Source organism: Brevibacterium litoralis, from assembly GCF_040212315.1.
GTDB lineage: Bacteria > Actinomycetota > Actinomycetes > Actinomycetales > Brevibacteriaceae > Brevibacterium > Brevibacterium litoralis.
In genome coordinates this window covers 1-20,053 of sequence record NZ_JBDIUY010000014.1, presented here as the reverse complement: position 1 = coordinate 20,053, position 20,053 = coordinate 1, and the positions used below count along the sequence as shown (strand labels likewise).

Below are 20,053 nucleotides of genomic sequence, written 5' to 3'. Positions count from 1 at the left end.
CCGGCCACCCCAGGGGTCTGTGCGCACTCTCACGCGGTTGCGCACTCTCACGCGGTCAGGCGGATGCGCGGACCGTGCGGCTCACGTGACGCAGCCACCACAGGCCGAGGACCGGGAGGACGAGCGGCACGAACCCGTACCCGATCCCGAACAACGACCACACGGAGTCGACCCGGAACATCTCCGGGTGGGTGAGGCTGAGGAATCCGACCACGACGACGCCCACGAACTCGAACACGCACGAGGCGACCGCCACGTGGTGGGTGATCCGGGTGCTCACGACCAGGCAGACGGTCGCGACCAGGTACACGGCCGCGGCGATCCCGGACAGTGTGAGCGCCACGGGCGCCTGGTCGAAGTCCCGGGGGATCTGGACGACCGAACGCATCCCGGCGGCGAGGGTGAAGAAGCCGTACAGGGCGGCGAGGAGCCTGCCCGGCCCGGTCCGCATGGCGGAGAAGGTGCCGGCGGTCGCCTCGGCGGCGGTGAGGTCCGGGCGGGACTTCTCCTCACGCCGGGACAGTGCGTCCTTCAGACCCAAATCTGGTCCATCCTCTCGATCATGACGAACACGGTGATCCCGGCGGCCGCGAGCACCGCGGGCCCCCACCGACTCAGTTCCGCCCACGCCCAGGCGCCGGCGAGGGGGACGAGGACGACGGCGGTGAGCAGGTACCCGAAGAACAGGAGCGCATCCGTCCCGTCGTGTCGCCCCCACAGGACGAGCGCGAGGACCCCCTGGACGACGAGGAGCACCTCGAGGGCGCCGGTCGAGAGGATGAGCCACTTCCCCGCGGGGACGCCCCGGACGGTCGTGACGACCGCCCACAGGGTGTAGGCCACGCAGAGGGCGTAGAACGCATAGGTGAGTGCCGGGATCACCGGGCCATTCTACGGCCGGTGGAAGCGCCGGGTCCGTGGGACGGCTCACGCCGCGGGCCTGCGGTCACGCACCGGTGGTGTCACCCGGTGGCGGTCTCCGCGGAGAGCAGGAACCAATCCGGGGCGGACACGAAGGCCGAGGGGTCGTCGCCTTCCGTCCCGGTGAGGTTGACGTAGTACGGCAGCGAGGAGTGGATCGACACGGTGTTGCCGTCGGAGTCCGTCGTCATGACCGCCTCGATCTGCTCGCCGAGGTCCAGCGAATAGGACGAGGCGACACTGAAGGTGATGGTGCAGCGCATCTCCCCGACGGAGACCGATCCGGATTCCGTGGTGAGCGCGTGCGCGCCGAGGTCGACTGTCGTGTCCTCACCGCACTCGACACCCACGCTCTCGAAGTCCTCGGAGGCGGCGAACTCGTCGACGTAGGACCGGAAGTCGCTGAAGGCCTCGGTCGGAAACTCCGTGGCGACCCCGTCGATCTCCGTGAGGTTCCCCGTCTCCAGGTACCCGGCCAACTGGCTGGAGATCTGGTCGGCCACCTGCCCGTGTGCCTCCGGGGCCGCGGGGACCCCGCCGCTCTCGTCCGTGACGAGGGTGGGCATCTGCGAGCGCGGGACGAACAGGCCCTGGGGCACCATCCACTCCTCGGAGGCCGACTCGCGGGTGGCCAGGAGGACCTGGACGTTCTCGGAGTCCTCCGTCGGCTCCGCGAAGGCGAGGAACCACAAGGGGTACTCGGTGAAGGTGGGGCCCGCCGCGGTGACCCGGGCGAAGTGCACGGCGCTCAGCTCGCTGCCGCCCGCCTCGGCGATCACCTGTTCGGCCCGGGTGCGGTCGAGCATCGGACCGTACATGGTCCGGTCGATCCCGTCGCCCCCGGAATCGAGTGCCTCCTCCAGCACCTGTGTGTAGTTCTCCATGAAGGCCGCGCCTCCGCCGGGGAGCACCGCCGGGCGACGGGGTTCCTCCAGGACCGGCTGGGAGGGACGGGCGAAGTCGAGCGGGGCACACCCGGCGAGCACGAGGGCGAGCACCACGGCGGCGGCCGGCACGAGCAGCCGTGGTCGCACGGCGCCCCGATCGGAACCGGACGTCGCGGAGTCCGTCGGGCCCGCGCCGGAGGTCACCGTGCCTACCCGCCGTTTGCGGGGACGGATCCGACCGTTCCACCACAGGAGGAAGAAGAAGGCACCGAGCCCCAGGAACAGCACGACGAGGCCGATACCCAGCACCGCAAGACCGAAGACCCCGTCGGTGCGCATGGACATCGACACCTGGGTGCCGTCGAGGGTGGCGGGCGCCTCGGCGGCCTCGGAGTCCTCCGCACCGTCCTCGGCGGTCCCGTCCTCCGCGGCGGCCGCGGCCGGGAGCACGACGAGCATCTGTGGGTCCGCCTCGAGGTCGAAGGTGTGGGAGACCTCGGTGCCCACCTGCTGCTCGGTCCACCAGTCGCGGCTGTCCGGCGAGGCGCCCGGCGACTCGGCACCGTCCCGGGACCGGTGCTCGAGGGACCCCGGGAAGGTGACGGTGGTGACCTCGTCCGTCGACACGCCGGCCAGGTAACTACGGACGTCCACCCCGTTGGCCTGCCCGAGGAACACCTGTGTGCCCTCGGGTGCCCGCACATGGAGGGCCGCGGTCGTGTTCTCGTAGGGGACGACCCCCTGGTTGAGCACGAACGCGCTCACGCCGTCGTCGAGGGTGAGGACGGGAGTCTCCGTGACGTCGTCGGGGCCGACGACGGACAGGGCAGACACCACGGGCACGAGCAGCAGCACGCCGACGAGCGCGCTCACCACGGCGAGGACGAGACGGGTCATGGGTGTGGCCGTCGCCTCAGAACAGGGCGCGCATCAGCTGACCCCGGGCCTTGACGACACGGGGGTCCTGCACGCCGACGACCTCGAAGAGTTCGAGCAGCCGGACGCGGACACGTTCGCGGTCGTCACCGGCCACGAGGCGGATGACCGTGAGCAGACGGGCGAAGGCGTCGGCGACGAAACCGCCGGCGACGTCCAGATCGGCCATGTCGAGGGCCGCGTCCACGTCCTTCGTGTCGCGGGCCGCGGCATCGCGCACCTGCTGGAGGTCGAGGTCCTTGACCCGGCCGAGGAGGCCGACACGGGCCAGACCCACGCGGGCGTCGTCGTCGCCCGGGTTCTCCTTGAGCGCACGGCGGTAGATCTCGGCGGCACCGTCGAGGTCACCGGCCTCCATGGCGGCGATCGCCTCGGGGTGGGCGACGGGGTCCTCGGCCGGGGCCTGGTCGCCGCCGTCCTGGGCGACAGCGGTACCGGTCACACCGTTCTGTGCGGCCAGCTGCTTGAGCTGCCCGAACAGGTCCTTGATCTGGCCCTCGGGCACCGCGTTCTGGAACAGCGGCACCGGCTGGCTCTTGACGAGCGCGCCGACCGTCGGGACGACCTGGGCCTGGAAGGCCTGGGCCAGTGCCTGTGCCACGCGCGGGTTCGCCTCGACGTCCAGGCGCACGAGCACGAGAGCTCCGCCCTCGGCACGGACCAGCGTGGCCATCGACTCGCCCAGCTGGGTTGACTCCGGGGACTTGTCGGAGGCGAGGTGGACGACGACCGGCACCTGTTCCGACAGGGCGACGACGTCGTTGAAGGTCTGCTCGTCGGCCTCGAACACGAGCGAGGGCACGGGCACGCCACCGGCGGCCGCACCACCGGCGGGAGCGCCTGCTGCGGAGGCAGGGGCCTGCTCGGTTGCGACGGAGCGGGCCGCCGACAGGTCGAGACCCTGGGGCGCTGCGGCCTGTGGATCCTGCGGGGAGGGGGGAACGGTCACGAGACGTCGGTCCTTTCCGTGTGCATCATGCGGGCGACCTGTCAGGCTACACGGCCCTGCGGTCGAGGTGGGCGGTGGAGGCGTCCGGGCAGGGTCGGACACAGTCGGGTCATTCGAGCTCGACGGAGGAAACCGTGTCGGCGGTGCCGATGAGCTGCACCTTCTGTTCCTCCTCCGGGGCGTCCTTCGACGGTACGAGGAAGGTCATCTCCATGACGTGGGTGGTCGTCACCTCGTCGCTCGTGGTCTCCGTCCCGGACATCTCCTTCTGCGGCGTGCCCAGCGTGAGTTCGCCGGTCCCGCCCTCGCCGACCTCGGGCTTCATCGTCTCGGTCCACTCGATGACACCGGACACGATGGCCGCGCCGTCCTCGGTGGCCTGTGCGAAGACCTCCTGGTCCTCGGGTGCCGTGTACTCGAACTCCGCGCTGGCGTTGCCCTCGGACAGGGCGTCGACCAGGTCGTTCTCGTCGGTGGCCCGCTTGACGCGGTACCGGTCGTCGGCGAAGGCCGCCCGGAAGTCGGAGTCACTGCGTTCCTCCAGGAGGTCCGCGTAGTTCTTCATGACGTCCTGCGGCTTCATCACGAGGTCCTCGGAGTCCAGTGCCACGGGTGGGGCGCCCAGACGGGGGTCGGGGATCGTGGGCAGTTCCGTACCGGGCAGCAGCACCGTCTGGACCTGGAGCTTGTAGTAGGCCCGGGGCGTGGGCTGCTCCCACAGGAGGTACTGGGTCTGTTCGAGTTCCTGGTCCTGGGCGATCACTGCCGTCTGCCGTGGCCACTCGTCCGTCTGGTTGGTCCAGTTGACGAGGATCTCCTCGTCGGCGATCGCCGGGGGAATGGGAGCGTCGTCCCAGCCCTTCTTCGCGGAGTAGGCGGCGCGCCGCTGATCGACGAAGGGACCGGCGGCCCGGTCGACCATGTGCTTGGGGTCGAGCTCCTCGTCGGCCTTCTGCACGTCGGAGGCGGTGTCGGCCAGGAGTTCCTCCACCTGTGCATCGGTGATCGAGGCGGGCGCGGTCGTCGGCGGGGCGGCCGGCTGCGGCGTCGGGAGTTCCTCCTGCGGGCCGCACCCGGCCAGGGCGAGCGCCGGCACGGCGATCATGGCCATCCCGGTCTCGGCGAGCTTCTTGCGACGCTTCACCCGTTCGGCCTCCCGGGCCCGGATCTTCCGGGTCCGGACGATCCCGGTGCCGAGCAGGACGAGACCGGCGAGAACGAGCACGCCACCGCCGATCATGAGGGGCATGGCCCAGGGGGTGTCCGTGTTGTTCGGCCAGGTGATCGTCACGGAGTCGGCGGCCGGGGCCTCACCGTCGGTGGCGATCAGGAAGGTGGTGCGCTCCGGCTCCTCGTCCCAGTCGAGTGTGATCTCCCCGTCGCCGGTGTGCAGGGCGTCCCAGGTGTCCCCGGTCGACAGTGGCCGGGCACCGCCCTCCCCCGCGGTCGTCGTGGCGAGCACGCCCTCGGACGCGAGGCCGGTGACGGTGGTGACTTCGGACTCCGCCACCCAGGCGTCCACGAACTCCTTGGTCGCCCGGGCCATCTCCATCTCGCCCTCACCGGTCACGGTGAGCTCCGCCGGGGTGTCGTAGAGGTTGAGCACACCGGGGTCGATGACCAGCAGGGGCGCGTCCCCGTCCACCTGGGCGGAGGCACTGATCCTCTCGCTCGGGGCCCAGACGGTCTGCTGGGCGATCCCCAGCCCACCGACCACGAGCCCGGCGACGAGCAACAGTGCGGAGAAGATGTAGCGCACGTGGGTTCCCTTCGGTTCTGTTCGGTCCGTCCGCCGACTTCCACCGGCCCGACCAGGATACGGCGGGCCTCGGACGCCATTCGGCAGTCGACGGCGGATCACGCTATCGGGCGCGTCTGACAGCTTCCTCAGCACGGCCGTGACCTGCGCCACCACCCGCCGCCGAGGCGCCGGCCCCTTCCCCTTTCTCCCCTCCTCCCGGAAGTGTGTCCGTCCCACCTCGTAGAGTGGGGACCGTGAGCAACGACAGAATCGTGTGGATCGACTGCGAGATGACAGGCCTGGAGCTCGGCACGGATGAGCTCATCGAGGTGGCGGTGCACGTCACCGACTTCGAGCTCAACGTGCTGGACGAGGGCATCGACGTGGTGATCGCGCCCTCGCAGACCGCCCTGGACAACATGAACGACTTCGTGACGGACATGCACACGAAGTCCGGTCTGCTGCCGGAACTGGCCCACGGCACCACCGTCGCCGACGCCCAGCGACAGGTCCTCGAGCACGTGCGCACGTACGTCCCGGAGGCCGGCAAGGCCCCGCTCGGCGGCAACTCCGTGGGTACGGACAAGGGCTTCCTGCAGCGCCAGATGCCCGAGCTCGTCGACCATCTGCACTACCGGATCATCGACGTCTCCTCGGTGAAGGAACTGGCCAAGCGCTGGTACCCACGTGCCTACTACCGTGCCCCGGAGAAGACCGGTGGCCACCGGGCCCTCGGGGACATCCAGGACTCGATCGCGGAGCTCAAGTACTACCGCTCCATCGTCTTCCGCCAGGACGGGGGTCCGACCTCCGACGAGGCCCAGGCCGCCGCGGAGGCCGTCGTCGCCGCACGTCCGGACGCCACCGGGGCGGGCGTCTCGGACGCGGACGCCTGAACCCCGACCACGTCGAGTCCTGACCGCACCCAGTCCTGACCACGCCGGGTCCTGACCGTCGGGTCCGGTGACACTCGTCACCGGACCGACCCGGGAACTTCACACGGTCCTCACCGGCGGTTCGCACGGACAACGCACCCTGTCCTCATGAGGGACTTCCGCACCCCGGTCACGTCGTCCGCCTCCGTCCTCCACGCCCCGGCCGCCCGGGTGGGCACCGCCACGAACGAGATCCCACTCGGCCGCCGTACCCGTGCCTACCGACTGTTCGAGATGCTCCCGGCCCTGGTGAGCGGCACGCTCCTCCTCGCGGTGTTCGTCCTACCGTTCCTCGATCCGCGCTGGGGCGCCTACTACGTCCTCGCCGTCGTCCTCGTCATGTTCGTCCGTGGTCTGCGCGGCGCGGTCGACCTCACGCGGGGGCACCTGCGGTACCGCGCAGCTTGTCGGGTCGATTGGCGCGCCCGGCTGGAGGACATCCGGTGGGCCGCGGCCGGACGGCGCGACCGCCCGGCTCCCCCGCATGCCTTCCGGCAGGACCACCACCGGCAGGTCCTCGCCCGCGTGCGGCAGGGCAGCGGGGAGGTCCTCGACCCGGAGACCGTCCACCACGCCATCGTCCTCGCCGCCTACCGCGAGCCCTACGAGGTGATCGAACCGACCGTCCGGGCTCTCGTGAACTCGACGACGCCCGGGGAGCGGATGATCCTCTTCTTCGCCTACGAGGAACGCGGGGGCGACCCGATCCGGGAGACCGTCCACCGTCTCAAGGCGGAGTACGGTCACCGCTTCGCCGCCTTCGAGCCCGTCATGCACCCGGCGGATCTGCCCGACGAACTCGCGGGCAAGGGCGCGAACATCACCTTCGCCGCCCGCCGGTTGTCGACCTGGGTCCGGGACCACGGTCTCGACTCCGCCCGTGTCCTCGTCACCTCGCTCGACTGTGACAACCGCCCGCACGAGTCGTACTTCGACAACGTGGCCTACGAGTTCGTCACCCGGCCCGACCGGTCCCGGTTGTCCTTCCAGCCGGTGTCCCTCTACCTCAACAACATCTGGGACGCCCCGGCGATCACGCGCGTCGTCGCGGCGTCCAACTGCTTCTGGAATCTCACGGTCTCGGTCCGGCCGAACGCCCTGCGGAACTTCGCCTCGCACACCCAGCCCCTCGACGCCCTGGAGTCGATGGACTACTGGTCCGTCCGCACGATCGTCGAGGACGGACACCAGTACTGGCGGTCGTGGTTCCACTTCCGCGGGGACTACGGCGTCGTCCCGATCCACGTGCCGATCGGGCAGGACGCCGTGCTCGCCGGTACACTGCGCCCCACCCTCGTCGCCCAGTACAAGCAGTTGAGCCGCTGGTCGTACGGCGCCTCGGACGTGCCCTTCGTCGCGACGAACGTCCTCCGTCACGCCGTCACCGCCCGCGGGATCCGGTGGCGGTTCCTGCTCGCCGGCCTGTACCGCCTGTGGTTCCTCCTCGACGGCCACGTCACCCAGGCGTCCGTGCCCTTCGTCATCGCGTTCGGTGGCTGGGTCCCGTTCCTCGCGATGAAGGGCACCGGCGAGTTCGACGCCCTGGCCTCCGAGATGCCCTTCCTCGTCGGTGCCGTCCAACAGGTCGCGATGATCAGCCTGTTCGTGTCGATCCTCGTCTACCGCGACCTGCTGCCCCCGCGCCCCGTGCACCACCCGCGGAGCCGACACCCGTTCATGTACCTCCAGTGGCTGCTGTACCCGCTCACGATCATGGGGTTCCAGGGCACCTCGGCGGTGTATTCGCAGGCGCGGCTGCTGCTGGGCCGCTACCGGGAGACCTTCGCCGTCACCGAGAAGGTGGCCGCCGACCACGCACCGGCCCACGGACCGGACCTCCGCGACGCCGTCCCCCGGGAAGCTCGTACAGTGGCGTGATGTGAGTGACGCGAAGAACTATGTCTTCCTGGTCCTGGCGAACGTCTTCTGGGCCGGCAACTTCGTCGTGGGCGGCCTGTTGGCCGATTCCGTCGACCCGCTGTTCCTCACGACCGTGCGCTGGGCGATCGCGACGCTTCCGCTGTTCGTCCTCGCCCACCTCATGGAGCGTCCGCACTGGCCGGACGTCTTCCGCGAGTGGCCTCGTCTGCTGGTCCTCGCGGTCCTCGGCCTCATCGGGTACGGGTTCCTCACCTATCTCGCCCTGTCGTTCACCGATTCGACCTCGGCCTCGCTGCTCAACGCGGTGAGCCCGGCGCTCATCGCCGTCGGTGCCGTTCTCATCTCCCGGGAACGGTTGCGCCGCACCGCGATCCTCGGTCTCGCGGTCTCGCTCCTCGGGGTCGTGCTCGTACTCGTGCGGTTAGGCGACGGGTTCTCGCTGGCCTTCGGGACCGGCGAGCTCATCATGACCGCCGCGGTCCTCACCTGGGTGACCTACACCGTCGCCGGCCGCACCGTCCGGTCGCCTGTCGTCTCCGCGACGGCCGTGCAGTCCCTCATCGCAACGGCCGTGCTCGTCCCGGTCGCCCTCGTCGTCGCTCCCCCGCTCCCGGCCGCCGCGCAGAACTGGTGGGGGATCCTCTTCATCGCGGTCTTCCCCTCGGTGCTGTCCTATCTCATGTGGAACGTCGGGATCCGCGGGATCGGCGCGGCCCGCGGTGGGGTGTTCCTCAACCTGCTCCCCTTCTTCGCGGCGATCGCGGGCCTGTTCGTCGGGCAGCCGATCACCGTCATGCAGGTGGTCGGCGGGGTCGTCATCGTGCTCGGTGTCGTCATGGTCTCCCGTCCCCGCCGGACCCCGCGGTACACCTCCCGCAACCCCGCCGCCGAGGCGCCCTCCACCTGACACCGCCCTCCGCCACGTCGGCCACACCACATAGCGCGTCGGGAACCGAAGGATCTCGATTCGGGTCAGCCCTCCAGGTACGGCTCCAGGGCGGCGCGCTGGGCGTCGGTGAGGGCGGCGGACCCGCGGGCCTCGGGGTCCCAGAGGACGCTCACGGCCTCGATACGGGCGGCTACCTCGCCGTCGGGACGGCGCATGACCTCGCGGGTGCGGATGCTCTTCGAACCGATGCGCTGGACGGTGACCTCGACGTCGACCGTCTTGGCGGTGCCGTGGGCGATCTCGGAGACGTAGTCGATCTCGATCCGCCCGAGCACGTAGCTGTAGTCGGTGCCGTCGAGGACGAGTTCGTCGAGGAACGGTGTACGCACCTCGTCGAAGAGCGCCAGGTACTCGCCGTGGTACATGTGGCCGAGCGGGTCGAAGTCGCGCCAACGCAGCGGGACGGTGCGGGTCCATGTGGTGTTCGTCATACCGCCACCGTAGACGACGGACCCGTCCCGGGTCGGGCTCGGGGAGTCGTCCGCCTCCGGATACACGTCGGCGTCGGTCCGGACCCACGCAGGATCTCTCCCCCGGCCCACCCCTCGCTCCTCCCGTGTTCACCCTCCCGCCGGGTCCCCGCCACCGTCCCGTCACCTGTCGTTTTCGTCCTGTCGGCCGCTCCGGGCAGGATGGCGGGCATGGATCTGCGTCGCGCCACCGAGGTGTTCCTCGTCTTCCTCCGCCTCGGCCTCACCTCCTTCGGCGGACCGGTCGCGCACCTGGGGTACTTCCGCGAGGAGTTCGTGCGCCGCCGGTCCTGGCTCACCGATGCCGACTACGCGGACCTCGTCGCGCTCTGCCAGTTCCTGCCGGGCCCCGCGTCCTCCCAGGTGGGGATGGCGCTCGGACACCGGCGGGCCGGTTATCCCGGCATGTTCCTCGCGTGGCTGGCGTTCACCCTGCCCTCGGCGGTGCTCCTCGTCGCCTTCGCGTACGGGATGATCGCGCTCGAGGACTCCGCACTCGGCGCGATGCTCGGCACCGGCTGGCTCCACGGCATCAAGGCCGCGGCGGTGGCCGTCGTCGCCCATGCCGTCCTCGGGATGGCCGGGAACCTGGCGACCGGCCGGCTGAAGGCGGGCATCGCGCTCGGGGCCTTCGCCGTCGTCGTCCTCGTCCCGCAGTCCTGGGCGCAGGTGGCGGTCGTGGCGCTGGCCGCGTTCCTCGGCTGGATGTGGGTCCGCGTGCCGGACGCTGCGACTGATTCCGCGGAGGACGACGCGGACGACGACCCCACGAACGACTCTGCCGACGGCGCGGGTGCTGCGGACTCCGCAGGCGCCTCGGCGACGGCTCCGTCCCCCTCCCGCTCCCGAGGCGCCCGCCGCCTCGCCCTGACCGCCGCGGTCCTCTTCCTCTCCCTCCTCGCGGGACTCCCGGCCCTCGCCGCGGCGACCGGGAACGGACTCGTGGCGACCGTCGACACCTTCTACCGCGCTGGTGCCCTCGTGTTCGGCGGCGGGCACGTGGTCCTGCCCTTCCTGGAGACGCAGACGGTGGCCGCCGGGACCGTGACCGCCGACGACTTCCTGGCCGGCTATGCCGCGGCCCAGGCGGTGCCGGGTCCGCTCTTCACCTTCGCGTCGTTCCTCGGCACGGTGAGCGGACAGGGGCCCGGCGGGGTTCTCGGCGCACTCGTCGCACTGCTGGCGATCTTCCTGCCGGCGGTCCTCCTGTTGCTCGCGGCCCTGCCGTTCTGGGAGCGGTTGCGTCAGATCGGACCGGTCCGGCGGGCGCTGGCCGGGGTGAATGCCGCGGTCGTCGGTCTGCTGGCCGCCGCGCTCTACTCCCCCGTCTTCGTCCAGGGGATCACCGGGGTCACGACGATGGTGATCGGCGCGGTCGCGTTCGTGGCACTCGCGGTGTGGCGGGTCCCCGCCTGGGCCGTGGTGCTCGGCGCGGCGGTCCTCGGCGCGCTCGCGCTCTGAGGTCTCCCATCTGATCGAGAAGGCACATATGGTCGGATCCGAGGCCTGAATCCGACCATATGTGCCTTCTCGATCGGATTCGCGAGGAGCACACGCGACCCGGACACGACGAAGGCCCGGAACCGAACGGTTCCGGGCCTTCGTCGTGTCCGGGTCGCGTGTGCTCCTCGCGAATCCGATCGAGAAGGCACATATGGTCGGATCCGAGGCCTGAATCCGACCATATGTGCCTTCTCGATCGGATTCGCGAGGAGCACACGCGACCCGGACACGACGAAGGCCCGGAACCGAACGGTTCCGGGCCTTCGACCTGGTGTCTTGCGACAGGGTGCCCGACGGGACTTGAACCCGCGACCCCCGCGACCACAACGCGGTGCTCTACCGACTGAGCTACGGGCACCATCTGCGCGAAACGGAATTTCGCAGCGGGAACAAGCTTAGCCACACCACGGTCGTTCGGCCAAACCCGCCCCCCATGATCCGCGTCACAGGAGGATCCGGTCCCCTCCCCGAAGCCGGCGCCGGAGCCCGCACCCTACTCCCGCGTACAACGATGAGGTATCGACCGGGTTCCTGACAGCGCCCTCCCACCCGGACGCTCGTACCATTGGGGCTCGTACGCCCACCTGTTCCCGTGAGGACTTCATGACCGCTGCCTTCCTGACCGTCGCCGACGACAGATCCGTCGATCTGACCTTCGGCGGCACGTCCTCGCACCACCCGGACCTCGGCGACGCGATGGCCCGGTTGAGCGCGACGGCACGACGGGAAGGGATCACGCTGGACGTCGCGATCGACGACCGGAACGTGCGCCGGCACCTCGTCATCGACTCCACCGGGCGAGTGGCCCCGAGCACTGCGAGCTCCGTGGACCCGGCCGTTTCCACCCCGGGCACCGGCTCCACCCCGGGCACCGCCGCGACCTCCACGTCCCCTAACGACCGCGGTGCCGCGACCCCGGAACCGTCCGCCGCACGCCGCGCCACGTTCCAGGCGCCGGACCGGACCACCGCCGCCGAGGCGCCCTCCGCTTCCGACCCCACCGGCGCGGGCACCGGTGCAGGCACCGCCGGAGGCATCAGTGCAGGTCAGCAGGCCCCAGGGACCTCGACCCCGGGGACGACCGCCGGGATGACCGACTCCGGCCCGACCGGCGACGGCACCACCGACTCCGCGGCAGCCGAGGGAACAGTCCGGGGCCGGGGGCAGGGCGCCTCGGGAGCTGAGTCGCGGAACCCGATGCGGACGGTCGACCCGGCCCGACCCACTCCCCCGCCCGGTGCCCCTGGCGCGACACCAGGGCAGGCGACCCCCTACTCCGGCCCGGCCCGGCCCACGGGCACCCCGGTGCAGACCATGCGCGGCGGGCAGGCGGACCAGCGCCCGACGCCTGCGAACGCCGCCCGCGTTCCCTCACCCGTGCCCGCGGACCGGACTCCGCGGCCTCCGCGGCGTCCCCGGACCCGGCGTCGGTTCTTCTCCGGCTTCACGGTGCCCACCCTCGTGCTCGTCGCGTTGCTCGTGGTCGCGTGCATCGCATGGTTCGTGCCGAGCGTGCGCGACTTCCTGGGCGAGGAGACCACCACGCCGGTCGACGTGTCCGCGACGGCCGACGACCAGGCGGAGGCCCTCGTCGTGAGCGAGGAGGAGGTCGTCGTACCCGGCTTCGCGTCGGAGCCCGCCTGGGAGGCGGAGATCTCCGCCGGGGCGAGCACGGCGGCGAGCGACCGGGGCGTGTTCGTCACCGACGGGTCCACCGTCACCGTCCTCGACACCGCGACCGGCGAGACCCGGTACACCGGCGAGTTCCCGGGCGAACCGAGCTTCGCGATCGACACCGTCATCGACGGTCGCAAGGCCCTGTTCTGGCGGGCCGGCACGCACGCACAGGCGCTGCTCGACGGCGAGGACACCCCCGTCGACTACGAGATCCCCGCCGACTCCCGCGTCACCAGCGCCGGGACGAGCGTGATGATCAAGAACGACAACGACCTGTGGACGCTCGGGGCCGAGGGCCTCGAAGCGCTCACCACGCCGCCGGCCGGCGCGACCCCGCTGGCCGTCGACGACGACACGCTCGTCTACAACGAGTTCGGGTTCCCCGTGTACCGGTGGAACGAGGAGACGGGGCAGACGACCGAGGTCGAGCTCGAGGTCCCCACCGACGCGAACGACCAGGACCTGCACCTCATGGACTGGCGGACCGCCGGGCACGGGAAGACCGTGACGATCTGGGGCGCCGAGGGCGCTCAGCTCGACTCCGGGCACGACGTGCAGCTGGTCGTCCACTCACTCGAGGACGGCCGCATCCTCTCGACCTACACGACACGTACCGAACTCATGGCCAGTGCCGCGTGGAACCGCGGGCAGGGCTACCGGCTGGCGACCATCGGACCGTACCTCTACGACATGGACAGCGGCGCCCTCGTGCGCGACGGGGAGATGGACGGTGTCAGTTTCGGCAATCCCGTCGGCGACCTCGTCCCCATGGTCCGCGGCGACGAGGCGTTCATCCTCGACGGGTACACGGCCTACCGCACGAGTGCGACCGTCCTGGCCGTCACCGGTGTCGAGAAGTCCGCGCCTGAGGAGGGCGAGGGTTCGGACTCGAACGCCGACCCAGGCGCAGAACCGGAGACGGACGACACCGCCGAGACGGCAATCGTGCGCGACTCCAGCGCGGGGGTCGTCCGCGGCTACCCGGCGCTGGGCTGAGGTGCTCCGGGCTGAGGTGCGCTGGGCTGGGTTCAACCGTGCTGGGCGGCATCTGGCTGGGTGGTTCGGCGGCCCGAGGACCGCTCGGACCCGTGCGTTATCCTGGACTTCATAACGATTCCGTCACGAGGACCTGAGTGATCTCCCCGAAAACGTCGCGCCCCGCGCAGAAACCCACCCGCTCCGCGCTGCTCCACGTCGCCTCCGGCGCCGCCGCTCTCTCGGTGTGCGCTGTCCCTCTCGTCGCCTCGACGGCGTTCGGCGAGGTCTCGCCCACTCTTCCCGCCGCCGAGGCGCCCTCTCCCTCCCCGGCTCCCGTGACCGCATCCGCCACGCCGACGGCGACGGAGACGGCGACCGCGGAGCCCACCGAGAGCACGTCGGCCACGGCGGAGCCGACCGCTCCCGAGGCGCCCGAGACCACCGTGGCCCCGGAACCGACGGAGAGCCCGGAGCCGACCTCGCCGGTGTCGACGGAAGCTTCGGAACCGACCGAGTCGTCGGAACCGACTGCTCCCACGACGACGCCGGAAGAGACCACGACGCCGACGGAGACTGAAACGACGACCTCGGCGCCCACGACGGAGGAGACCGTCACCGCGGAGCCCACCTCCGCCCCGACGACGGAGGAACCGACCCCCACTCCGACCACCGAGGAACCGACCCCGGAACCCACCGCCACGACGACCGGAGACGCGAACGAGGAACCGGGGACACCGATCTCGACGATGACGTCGAAGGCGTCGACCTCACCCTCGCCGGAGCCGACGCACACGGCCGAGCCGACCCCGACGACACCACCCACGACGGAAGAGCCGCCGACGGCACAACCGACGTCCGAGCCCACGGGCGATCCGACCGACCTGCCCACGCAGTCACCGGAGCCGGACCCGACTCCGACTCCGACTCCGACGGAGGATTCCTCGACCGACGGCGGATCCACGATCTCCCCGGACCCGGCCCCGGAGCCCACTCTCGTCTCTTCGCCGTCATCGACCGCGACCACCGAACCCACGGCAGAACCCACCTCGGCGGAGCCGACCGTCACGCCCGAGCCCACCGAGTCGGTCACCGCCACCGCGGCACCGACCGCCGGGCCCACGGCGTCCCCGACCACCGCGGAGCCGACCCCCACGCCGTCCACGACGACACCGGACGAGACGACGACGCCGACCGAATCGGCACCGACCACCGAGAACCCGACGTCCGAGCCCACGACCTCCGAGCCGACCGTTCTTCCCAGCACGTCCGCACCGTCCGAGGAGCCGGAACCGACTACGGAGCCCACCGGCGACCCCGTGGCTCCCGTGGATCCGGAACCGACCGAATCGTCCGAGCCCGTACCGGAACCGGAGCCCACGGAGGACACCGACCGGACCGACACCGGGGACGACACCACGACAGAGCCCCTCCCCGACCCGGAGCCCGCCCCGGAACCAGAGCCCGAACCCGTCGATCCTCCGGAACAGGAGAGCCCGGACACCGGCGAGGACGTGCCGGAGGGCGATACGGAGGAGGGCACCTCGGCGGAGGGCGATACGGAGGAGGGCACCTCGGCGGAGGGGCCGACCGACGACGATCTCGACACCGGGAGTGGCGAGGACGAGCCGATGGACCCGTTCCCGTCTTCGGACGAGGTCGTCCCGAACCAGGCGGACGGTGACCCGTACCCCGACAACGGACTCGATCGGGGCGGCGCCCCGATCACCGAGGAGAACTACGCGGATCCGGTGCCGCGTGCCCCGAACGACCCGCTCGGTTCGTCCGCCGACCAGATCGTCGCGGAGGGCGGCGAGACGGAACCCGCCGGTGAGGACGAGGACGGCACGGAGAACGCCATCGCCTCGGACCCGTCGGGCACCGATGTCTCCACGAACGCCACGCCGCTCGACGGTCCCGGCGGGTCCTGGGCGCTGCCCACCCTCGTCGGCCTCGGGGTCGTGGCACTCGGCGCGATCGCGTGGGTGGCCTTGCGCCGCAGCTGAGATCTCCTGAAGCTGCCCGAGGCGCCCGGCCGGCCGTGACGACGAGCATGATGTCGAATCGCAGGACCCATGTCTCGTAGTCACGTGTGACGACGAGACATATGCTTCGTCGAACGACATCGACCTCGTAGTCCTGCGCGACACGGTCGCGGCCGGTACCGGGTGTGAATGCGGAAGTGGCCCGGAACCGGAGTTCCGAGCCACTTCCAATGCTGGTGCGCCCTCTGGGGATCGAACCCAGGACCCACTGATTAAGAGTCAGTTGCTCTGCCAGCTGAGCTAAAGGCGCGTGCTGTTCCCGACGATTCCTCGTCGGCAACAGAAGAAAACTATACCGGCTCGCGCGCCGCAGTCCAGCCGGATCGGCCGAATCCGGACCGATTGTGGTGCACTTCACCGGGCGGTCGAGTTGCGGTCCCAGCCGCCCGGTGAAGCCCGTGATCAGAGATACAGACCGGTGGACTCGGAAGCCCCTGGTTCCCGGACTCCGTGCAGGTCCCGCTCGCGCAGCAGCGTGTAGGACGTGCCTTCGAGTTCGACCTCGGCGCGCTCGTCCGGGTCGAAGAGGACCGTGTCGCCGAGGTCTACCTGCCGGACGTGCGGGCCGGCCGCGACCACGCGACCCCAGGCCAACCGTTTGCCCACCTCGGCGGTCGCAGGGATGACGATTCCCGCCGAGGACCGCCGTTCACCGTTCTCGGTGTCCGGGTCGACCAGCAGGCGGTCGTGGAGCATCCGGATGGGCAGTTCCTTCGTTCCGGCGCCGTGCGTGTCGGCCACGGTCACTTCCGAAGTGCGAGCGCCAGACCGACGATTCCACCGACCACGCCAAGGGCGACGCCGCCCATGAGTGCGACGTTCGCGGTCTTCAGCTCACCCGTGGGCTCGACGACCGTGCCCCGGGCGGCCTCTGCGGCCTTGTTCGCCAGGGTCTTGGGATGGATGCGCCCCATGAGCTCCTCGACGTTCGCCGCGATGCGCTGTTCACGCAGGCGAATGGACTCGACGAGCTGGTCCTTGCTGGCCTTGTCGACCGTCACGTCGGACGTGTAGACGATGCTGGACATGTGGAGGTCCTCACTGTGGTTCGCTGTCAGCCTGTTCACCGGTGAGCTTACCGGTTACCCGGGCTCTTCCGAGGGCACGGATAGGCTGGTGGGGTACATCAGATCCCGTCCGACGAAAGGACTTCCGATGCCTCGCTACGAGATCGGCGACGTCCCGGCCCCGTTCACCCTCCCCGACTCCGAGGGCAACCAGGTCTCCCTCTCCGACTACGCAGGTCAGCGCGTCGTCGTGTACTTCTACCCGGCGGCCATGACCCCCGGGTGCACCACCCAGGCCTGCGACTTCCGCGACAGCCTCTCCGCCCTGCAGGCCGCCGGTGTCCAGGTACTGGGGATCAGCCCGGACAAGCCGGAGAAGCTGGCGAAGTTCGTCGAGAAGGAAGGGCTCAACTTCCCGCTCCTCTCCGACGCGGACAAGAGCGTCATGACCGAGTGGGGCGCCTTCGGTGAGAAGAAGAACTACGGCAAGGTCGTCCAGGGCGTCATCCGCTCCACGGTCGTCGTCGACGCCGAGGGCAAGGTCGAGCTGCCCATGTACAACGTGAAGGCGACCGGGCACGTCGGCCGACTGCGCAAGAAGCTGGGACTCGACGACTGATCCTCGTCTCGGCCCCACCCGCCCCGCCCGGTAGGATGGGGCGGGTTCGCGCGAGTGGCGGAATTGGTAGACGCGCTGGGTTTAGGTCCCAGTGTCCTTGGGATGTAGGGGTTCGAGTCCCCTCTCGCGCACGACTACCGTAAGCGACGTGACCTTTGCCGCTTCCGGCCGGATCAACTTGGTGAACGTCTGGCGAACGTGTAGAGTATTTTCTCGTTGTCACGGCGTTCTCCGCCGGGAACAGCACGCGCCTTTAGCTCAGCTGGCAGAGCAACTGACTCTTAATCAGTGGGTCCTGGGTTCGATCCCCAGAGGGCGCACCAGCGTTGGAAGTGGCTCGGAACTCCGGTTCCGGGCCACTTCCGCATTCACCGCCCGGTACCGGCCGCGACCGTGCTGTGCAGGACCACTCCGCGTCGTGCAGGACTACGAGGTCGATGTCGTTCGACGAAGCATATGTCTCGTCGTCACCTGTGACTACGAGACATATGCCCTGTCGATCGACATCATGCTCGCAATCACGGTGGGGAGGGCCACGCAGGCGGGCGCTCCCCTCACCCCTTCCGGGCGGCGAGGACCGTGAACCTCCGGTCGCGGGCCCACTGCTCGACCCTCCCACCGCCGAAGGTCTTCGACACCACCGGGCGGTACTGCAGGTGCGAGTTGAACACCATGACGAGCAACCCACCGGGGGCGAGCAACCGATGCGCCCGGTCGATCATCCGCCGAGCCGTCTGCTTCGTCACGCTCGTACCCTCGTGGAACGGCGGGTTGAGCGACACGAGGTCGAACCGCCCCTCCGGCAGCCGCTCGCCCGCATCCGCCAGGTGGAAGCCGACATCCGCCACGACCGTGTCGCCCTCCGCCCGCAGGCCTTCCACCGTCGCCGCGGCCGAGGCGCCCGCCGCCCGCGACACGTCCGTGCCCGTCAACTGCACGCCCGGGAAGAGCACCGCCAGGTTCGCGAGCAACCACCCGTTCCCGCACCCCAGGTCGAGAACCCGCAGACCACTCCCCTCACCGGCCTCCGGCGAGCCACCGGCCTCCAGCGCGCCACCGGCACCGGGTCCATCGCCGGCTCCGAACGTCACGTCTCCGGCCTGCACCCTCTCGCCGAGTGTCCGCACGAGCAGATCCGTCCCCGGGTCCTTCTTTACCCCGCCGAACACGGCGCCGTGCGCGTGGACCGTCACGGCCAGCAGTCCCCGCGCCGCCGCGGGGATCCGGGCGCTGCGCGGGTACGGCGCGGTGTACCCGCGCGACTCCGGCGGCAGCGGTTCCGAGGCGATCAACAGCCGCGACTTGCCCATCCCCGGCGATACATCGACCCGGTCGAACCGACGCCCGAGCACCTCGCCGAGCGACCGACTCATGTGTTTGTCCCGCCCGGCGACCACGACGGTCTTGACGGACTCCGCCAGCGCCAGGAGCGTCTCCTCCAGCGTGTCGACCGCCTTCGGCGCATGCATCACGACGGTGTCGATCTCCTGACCGACCGCGCCACCGGACCCCGCGCCACCAGCACCGACGGACTCACCCCGACCGACCTCCGCATCGGCTTCGCCACCGTGAACCAGCAGATCGACGTCGACCTCCGGGGCCGCCACGACGGAATCCGCGTACACCGACAGGGGCACCTCGGGGTGCACCGTGCGCACCGCGTGGGCGATCTCCCCCGTGTCGTCGTCGACCACGAGGATCCGCCCGCCGCGCTCCCCGGGCAACTGAACCGCCGCAGCCCGCCCGTCCCCGGAGCGGGCCCCCTCCACCGGCCGCCCGGACACGTCGAGGACGCCCGCGGCCCGGCCCGCCAGGTATTCCAGGACGATCGCACCGACGGGTGTCCCCTCCGGCCAGGCAGAGAACTCCGGCAGATCCGGAACCGACGACCCGGCGCCGTCCCCCGCACCCCGCGCACGCGCGTTCCAGAATTCCGAGGACGAGGATTCGAGCAGGTGGGAGGCCATGGGGAGAATCCTACGTAGGATGGGCACGCAGCGCTGTCCAGCCCGTCGACCACGCGCCACAGCATCACCGACACGTCGTCGCGAAAGGCCCTCCCCATGACCATCATCCTCGGCTACACCCCCAGCCCCGAAGGACTCGCCGCCCTCGACTTCGCCCTCGCGGAGGCCAAGGCCCACGGCGACCGGCTCCTCGCCATCAACGCCGGCATCGGCGAGGCCCGCCCCACCGAGGAGAAGGGCCTGTGCGACGACGACCAGCTCCACCGCCTCCGCGCCGTCCTCGAGGACTCCGGCGTCGACCACGCCGTCGAGCAGCACCTGCGCGGCAAGGACGCCGCCGAGGAACTCCTCGACGCCGTCCAGACCACCCCGGACACCCGCATGCTCGTCATCGGCTCCCGCCGCCGCTCCGCCGTCGGCAAACTCATCATGGGCTCCATCGCCCAGCGCCTGATCCTCGGCTCCGACGTCCCCGTCGTCTCCGTCAAGGCCCCGCACTGACACTGCGCTCCTGCACTGACATTGCCCTCCTACACGGGACACCGGGAGGGCAGGGCGCCTCGGGAGCGGTGACCGCCGCCGAGGCGCCCT

The 20,053-nt window shown here is 70.4% G+C and carries 18 protein-coding genes and 4 tRNA genes; 10 read left to right on the top strand and 12 right to left on the bottom strand.

From position 1 onward, the window contains the following. Positions 1-55: 55 nt before the first annotated feature. The 5 genes from AAD496_RS04490 to AAD496_RS04470 form a co-directional block, all read right to left on the bottom strand. Positions 56-541: a hypothetical protein gene (locus AAD496_RS04490; RefSeq protein ID WP_349827442.1), complete on the bottom strand. Its 486-nt coding sequence runs from the start codon at positions 539-541 to the stop codon at positions 56-58. After that, entirely contained in the window at positions 532-882 is a 351-nt protein-coding gene (locus tag AAD496_RS04485) for a hypothetical protein (RefSeq protein ID WP_349827441.1), read from the bottom strand. Before AAD496_RS04485 ends, AAD496_RS04490 begins: the two co-directional genes overlap by 10 nt. Before the next feature lie 80 nt (positions 883-962). Beyond that, positions 963-2,705, bottom strand: coding sequence for a DUF8094 domain-containing protein (locus AAD496_RS04480; RefSeq protein ID WP_349827440.1), 1,743 nt, complete (start codon positions 2,703-2,705; stop codon positions 963-965). Between the two features lie 16 nt (positions 2,706-2,721). Beyond that, on the bottom strand, positions 2,722-3,693 hold the full coding sequence (locus AAD496_RS04475; RefSeq protein ID WP_349827439.1) for a co-chaperone YbbN: 972 nt from the start codon (positions 3,691-3,693) through the stop codon (positions 2,722-2,724). 109 nt (positions 3,694-3,802) lie between these two features. Next, positions 3,803-5,452, bottom strand: a complete 1,650-nt coding sequence (locus AAD496_RS04470; protein WP_349827438.1) for a DUF8094 domain-containing protein — start codon at positions 5,450-5,452, stop codon at positions 3,803-3,805. Between the two features lie 236 nt (positions 5,453-5,688). Here AAD496_RS04470 and orn point away from each other — a divergent pair, with 236 nt between their 5' ends. From orn to AAD496_RS04455, 3 genes are all read left to right on the top strand, one after another. Next, positions 5,689-6,330, top strand: a complete 642-nt coding sequence (orn, locus tag AAD496_RS04465; protein WP_349827437.1) for an oligoribonuclease — start codon at positions 5,689-5,691, stop codon at positions 6,328-6,330. A gap of 147 nt (positions 6,331-6,477) precedes the next feature. After that, positions 6,478-8,247 (top strand): glycosyltransferase family protein, encoded by a 1,770-nt coding sequence (locus tag AAD496_RS04460; RefSeq protein ID WP_349827436.1) that lies wholly within the window; start codon positions 6,478-6,480, stop codon positions 8,245-8,247. Between the two features lies 1 nt (position 8,248). Further along, positions 8,249-9,157, top strand: a complete 909-nt coding sequence (locus AAD496_RS04455; protein WP_349827435.1) for a DMT family transporter — start codon at positions 8,249-8,251, stop codon at positions 9,155-9,157. Positions 9,158-9,222: 65 nt separating this feature from the next. Here AAD496_RS04455 and AAD496_RS04450 read toward each other — a convergent pair whose 3' ends face one another. Beyond that, a complete protein-coding gene (locus tag AAD496_RS04450) occupies positions 9,223-9,630 on the bottom strand; it encodes an acyl-CoA thioesterase (protein WP_349827434.1) in 408 nt (135 codons plus the stop codon). Positions 9,631-9,840: 210 nt separating this feature from the next. On the opposite strand from AAD496_RS04450, the gene chrA reads away from it, so the two are divergent. Next, positions 9,841-11,130, top strand: a complete 1,290-nt coding sequence (gene chrA / locus AAD496_RS04445; protein WP_349827433.1) for a chromate efflux transporter — start codon at positions 9,841-9,843, stop codon at positions 11,128-11,130. A gap of 327 nt (positions 11,131-11,457) precedes the next feature. Here the strand turns inward: chrA and AAD496_RS04440 are convergent. Continuing rightward, a tRNA-His gene (locus tag AAD496_RS04440) sits at positions 11,458-11,530 on the bottom strand. Between the two features lie 245 nt (positions 11,531-11,775). Between AAD496_RS04440 and AAD496_RS04435 the strand changes: the two genes are divergently transcribed. Then, positions 11,776-13,845: a hypothetical protein gene (locus tag AAD496_RS04435; protein ID WP_349827432.1), complete on the top strand. Its 2,070-nt coding sequence runs from the start codon at positions 11,776-11,778 to the stop codon at positions 13,843-13,845. A gap of 109 nt (positions 13,846-13,954) precedes the next feature. Here AAD496_RS04435 and AAD496_RS04430 read toward each other — a convergent pair whose 3' ends face one another. Further along, on the bottom strand, positions 13,955-15,091 hold the full coding sequence (locus tag AAD496_RS04430) for a hypothetical protein (protein WP_349827431.1): 1,137 nt from the start codon (positions 15,089-15,091) through the stop codon (positions 13,955-13,957). A 52-nt stretch (positions 15,092-15,143) separates the two neighbouring features. Here AAD496_RS04430 and AAD496_RS04425 point away from each other — a divergent pair, with 52 nt between their 5' ends. Continuing rightward, entirely contained in the window at positions 15,144-15,830 is a 687-nt protein-coding gene (locus tag AAD496_RS04425) for a hypothetical protein (RefSeq protein WP_349827430.1), read from the top strand. A 213-nt stretch (positions 15,831-16,043) separates the two neighbouring features. On the opposite strand, the gene AAD496_RS04420 is transcribed toward AAD496_RS04425, so the two are convergent. From AAD496_RS04420 to AAD496_RS04410, 3 genes are all read right to left on the bottom strand, one after another. After that, positions 16,044-16,119 (bottom strand) — tRNA-Lys (locus AAD496_RS04420). Positions 16,120-16,271: 152 nt separating this feature from the next. After that, positions 16,272-16,565, bottom strand: coding sequence for a GroES family chaperonin (locus AAD496_RS04415; protein WP_349827589.1), 294 nt, complete (start codon positions 16,563-16,565; stop codon positions 16,272-16,274). Between the two features lie 47 nt (positions 16,566-16,612). Next, positions 16,613-16,897: a DUF3618 domain-containing protein gene (locus AAD496_RS04410; RefSeq protein ID WP_349827429.1), complete on the bottom strand. Its 285-nt coding sequence runs from the start codon at positions 16,895-16,897 to the stop codon at positions 16,613-16,615. Between the two features lie 127 nt (positions 16,898-17,024). Here AAD496_RS04410 and bcp point away from each other — a divergent pair, with 127 nt between their 5' ends. The 3 genes from bcp to AAD496_RS04395 all read left to right on the top strand — a co-directional run bounded on the left by bcp (position 17,025) and on the right by AAD496_RS04395 (position 17,818). After that, positions 17,025-17,495 (top strand): thioredoxin-dependent thiol peroxidase, encoded by a 471-nt coding sequence (gene bcp, locus AAD496_RS04405; protein ID WP_349827428.1) that lies wholly within the window; start codon positions 17,025-17,027, stop codon positions 17,493-17,495. A gap of 48 nt (positions 17,496-17,543) precedes the next feature. Next, positions 17,544-17,626, top strand: a tRNA-Leu gene (locus AAD496_RS04400). A gap of 116 nt (positions 17,627-17,742) precedes the next feature. After that, positions 17,743-17,818, top strand: a tRNA-Lys gene (locus AAD496_RS04395). 231 nt (positions 17,819-18,049) lie between these two features. On the opposite strand, the gene AAD496_RS04390 is transcribed toward AAD496_RS04395, so the two are convergent. After that, complete coding sequence (locus tag AAD496_RS04390) at positions 18,050-19,462, bottom strand: class I SAM-dependent methyltransferase (RefSeq protein ID WP_349827427.1); 1,413 nt, start codon at positions 19,460-19,462, stop codon at positions 18,050-18,052. A gap of 96 nt (positions 19,463-19,558) precedes the next feature. Here AAD496_RS04390 and AAD496_RS04385 point away from each other — a divergent pair, with 96 nt between their 5' ends. Continuing rightward, a complete protein-coding gene (locus AAD496_RS04385) occupies positions 19,559-19,963 on the top strand; it encodes a universal stress protein (RefSeq protein ID WP_349827426.1) in 405 nt (134 codons plus the stop codon). The last annotated feature ends 90 nt before the right edge of the window (positions 19,964-20,053 follow it).

Bases quoted from the DNA above. Each gene is read 5' to 3' on its own strand.
- AAD496_RS04480 (WP_349827440.1), bottom strand. From the start codon at position 2,705: ATGACCCGTCTCGTCCTCGCCGTGGTGAGCGCGCTCGTCGGCGTGCTG.
- AAD496_RS04460 (WP_349827436.1), top strand. From the start codon at position 6,478: ATGAGGGACTTCCGCACCCCGGTCACGTCGTCCGCCTCCGTCCTCCAC.
- AAD496_RS04450 (WP_349827434.1), bottom strand. From the start codon at position 9,630: ATGACGAACACCACATGGACCCGCACCGTCCCGCTGCGTTGGCGCGAC.
- chrA (WP_349827433.1), top strand. From the start codon at position 9,841: ATGGATCTGCGTCGCGCCACCGAGGTGTTCCTCGTCTTCCTCCGCCTC.
- AAD496_RS04435 (WP_349827432.1), top strand. From the start codon at position 11,776: ATGACCGCTGCCTTCCTGACCGTCGCCGACGACAGATCCGTCGATCTG.
- AAD496_RS04415 (WP_349827589.1), bottom strand. From the start codon at position 16,565: ATGCTCCACGACCGCCTGCTGGTCGACCCGGACACCGAGAACGGTGAA.
- AAD496_RS04410 (WP_349827429.1), bottom strand. From the start codon at position 16,897: ATGTCCAGCATCGTCTACACGTCCGACGTGACGGTCGACAAGGCCAGC.
- bcp (WP_349827428.1), top strand. From the start codon at position 17,025: ATGCCTCGCTACGAGATCGGCGACGTCCCGGCCCCGTTCACCCTCCCC.
- AAD496_RS04390 (WP_349827427.1), bottom strand. From the start codon at position 19,462: ATGGCCTCCCACCTGCTCGAATCCTCGTCCTCGGAATTCTGGAACGCG.
- AAD496_RS04385 (WP_349827426.1), top strand. From the start codon at position 19,559: ATGACCATCATCCTCGGCTACACCCCCAGCCCCGAAGGACTCGCCGCC.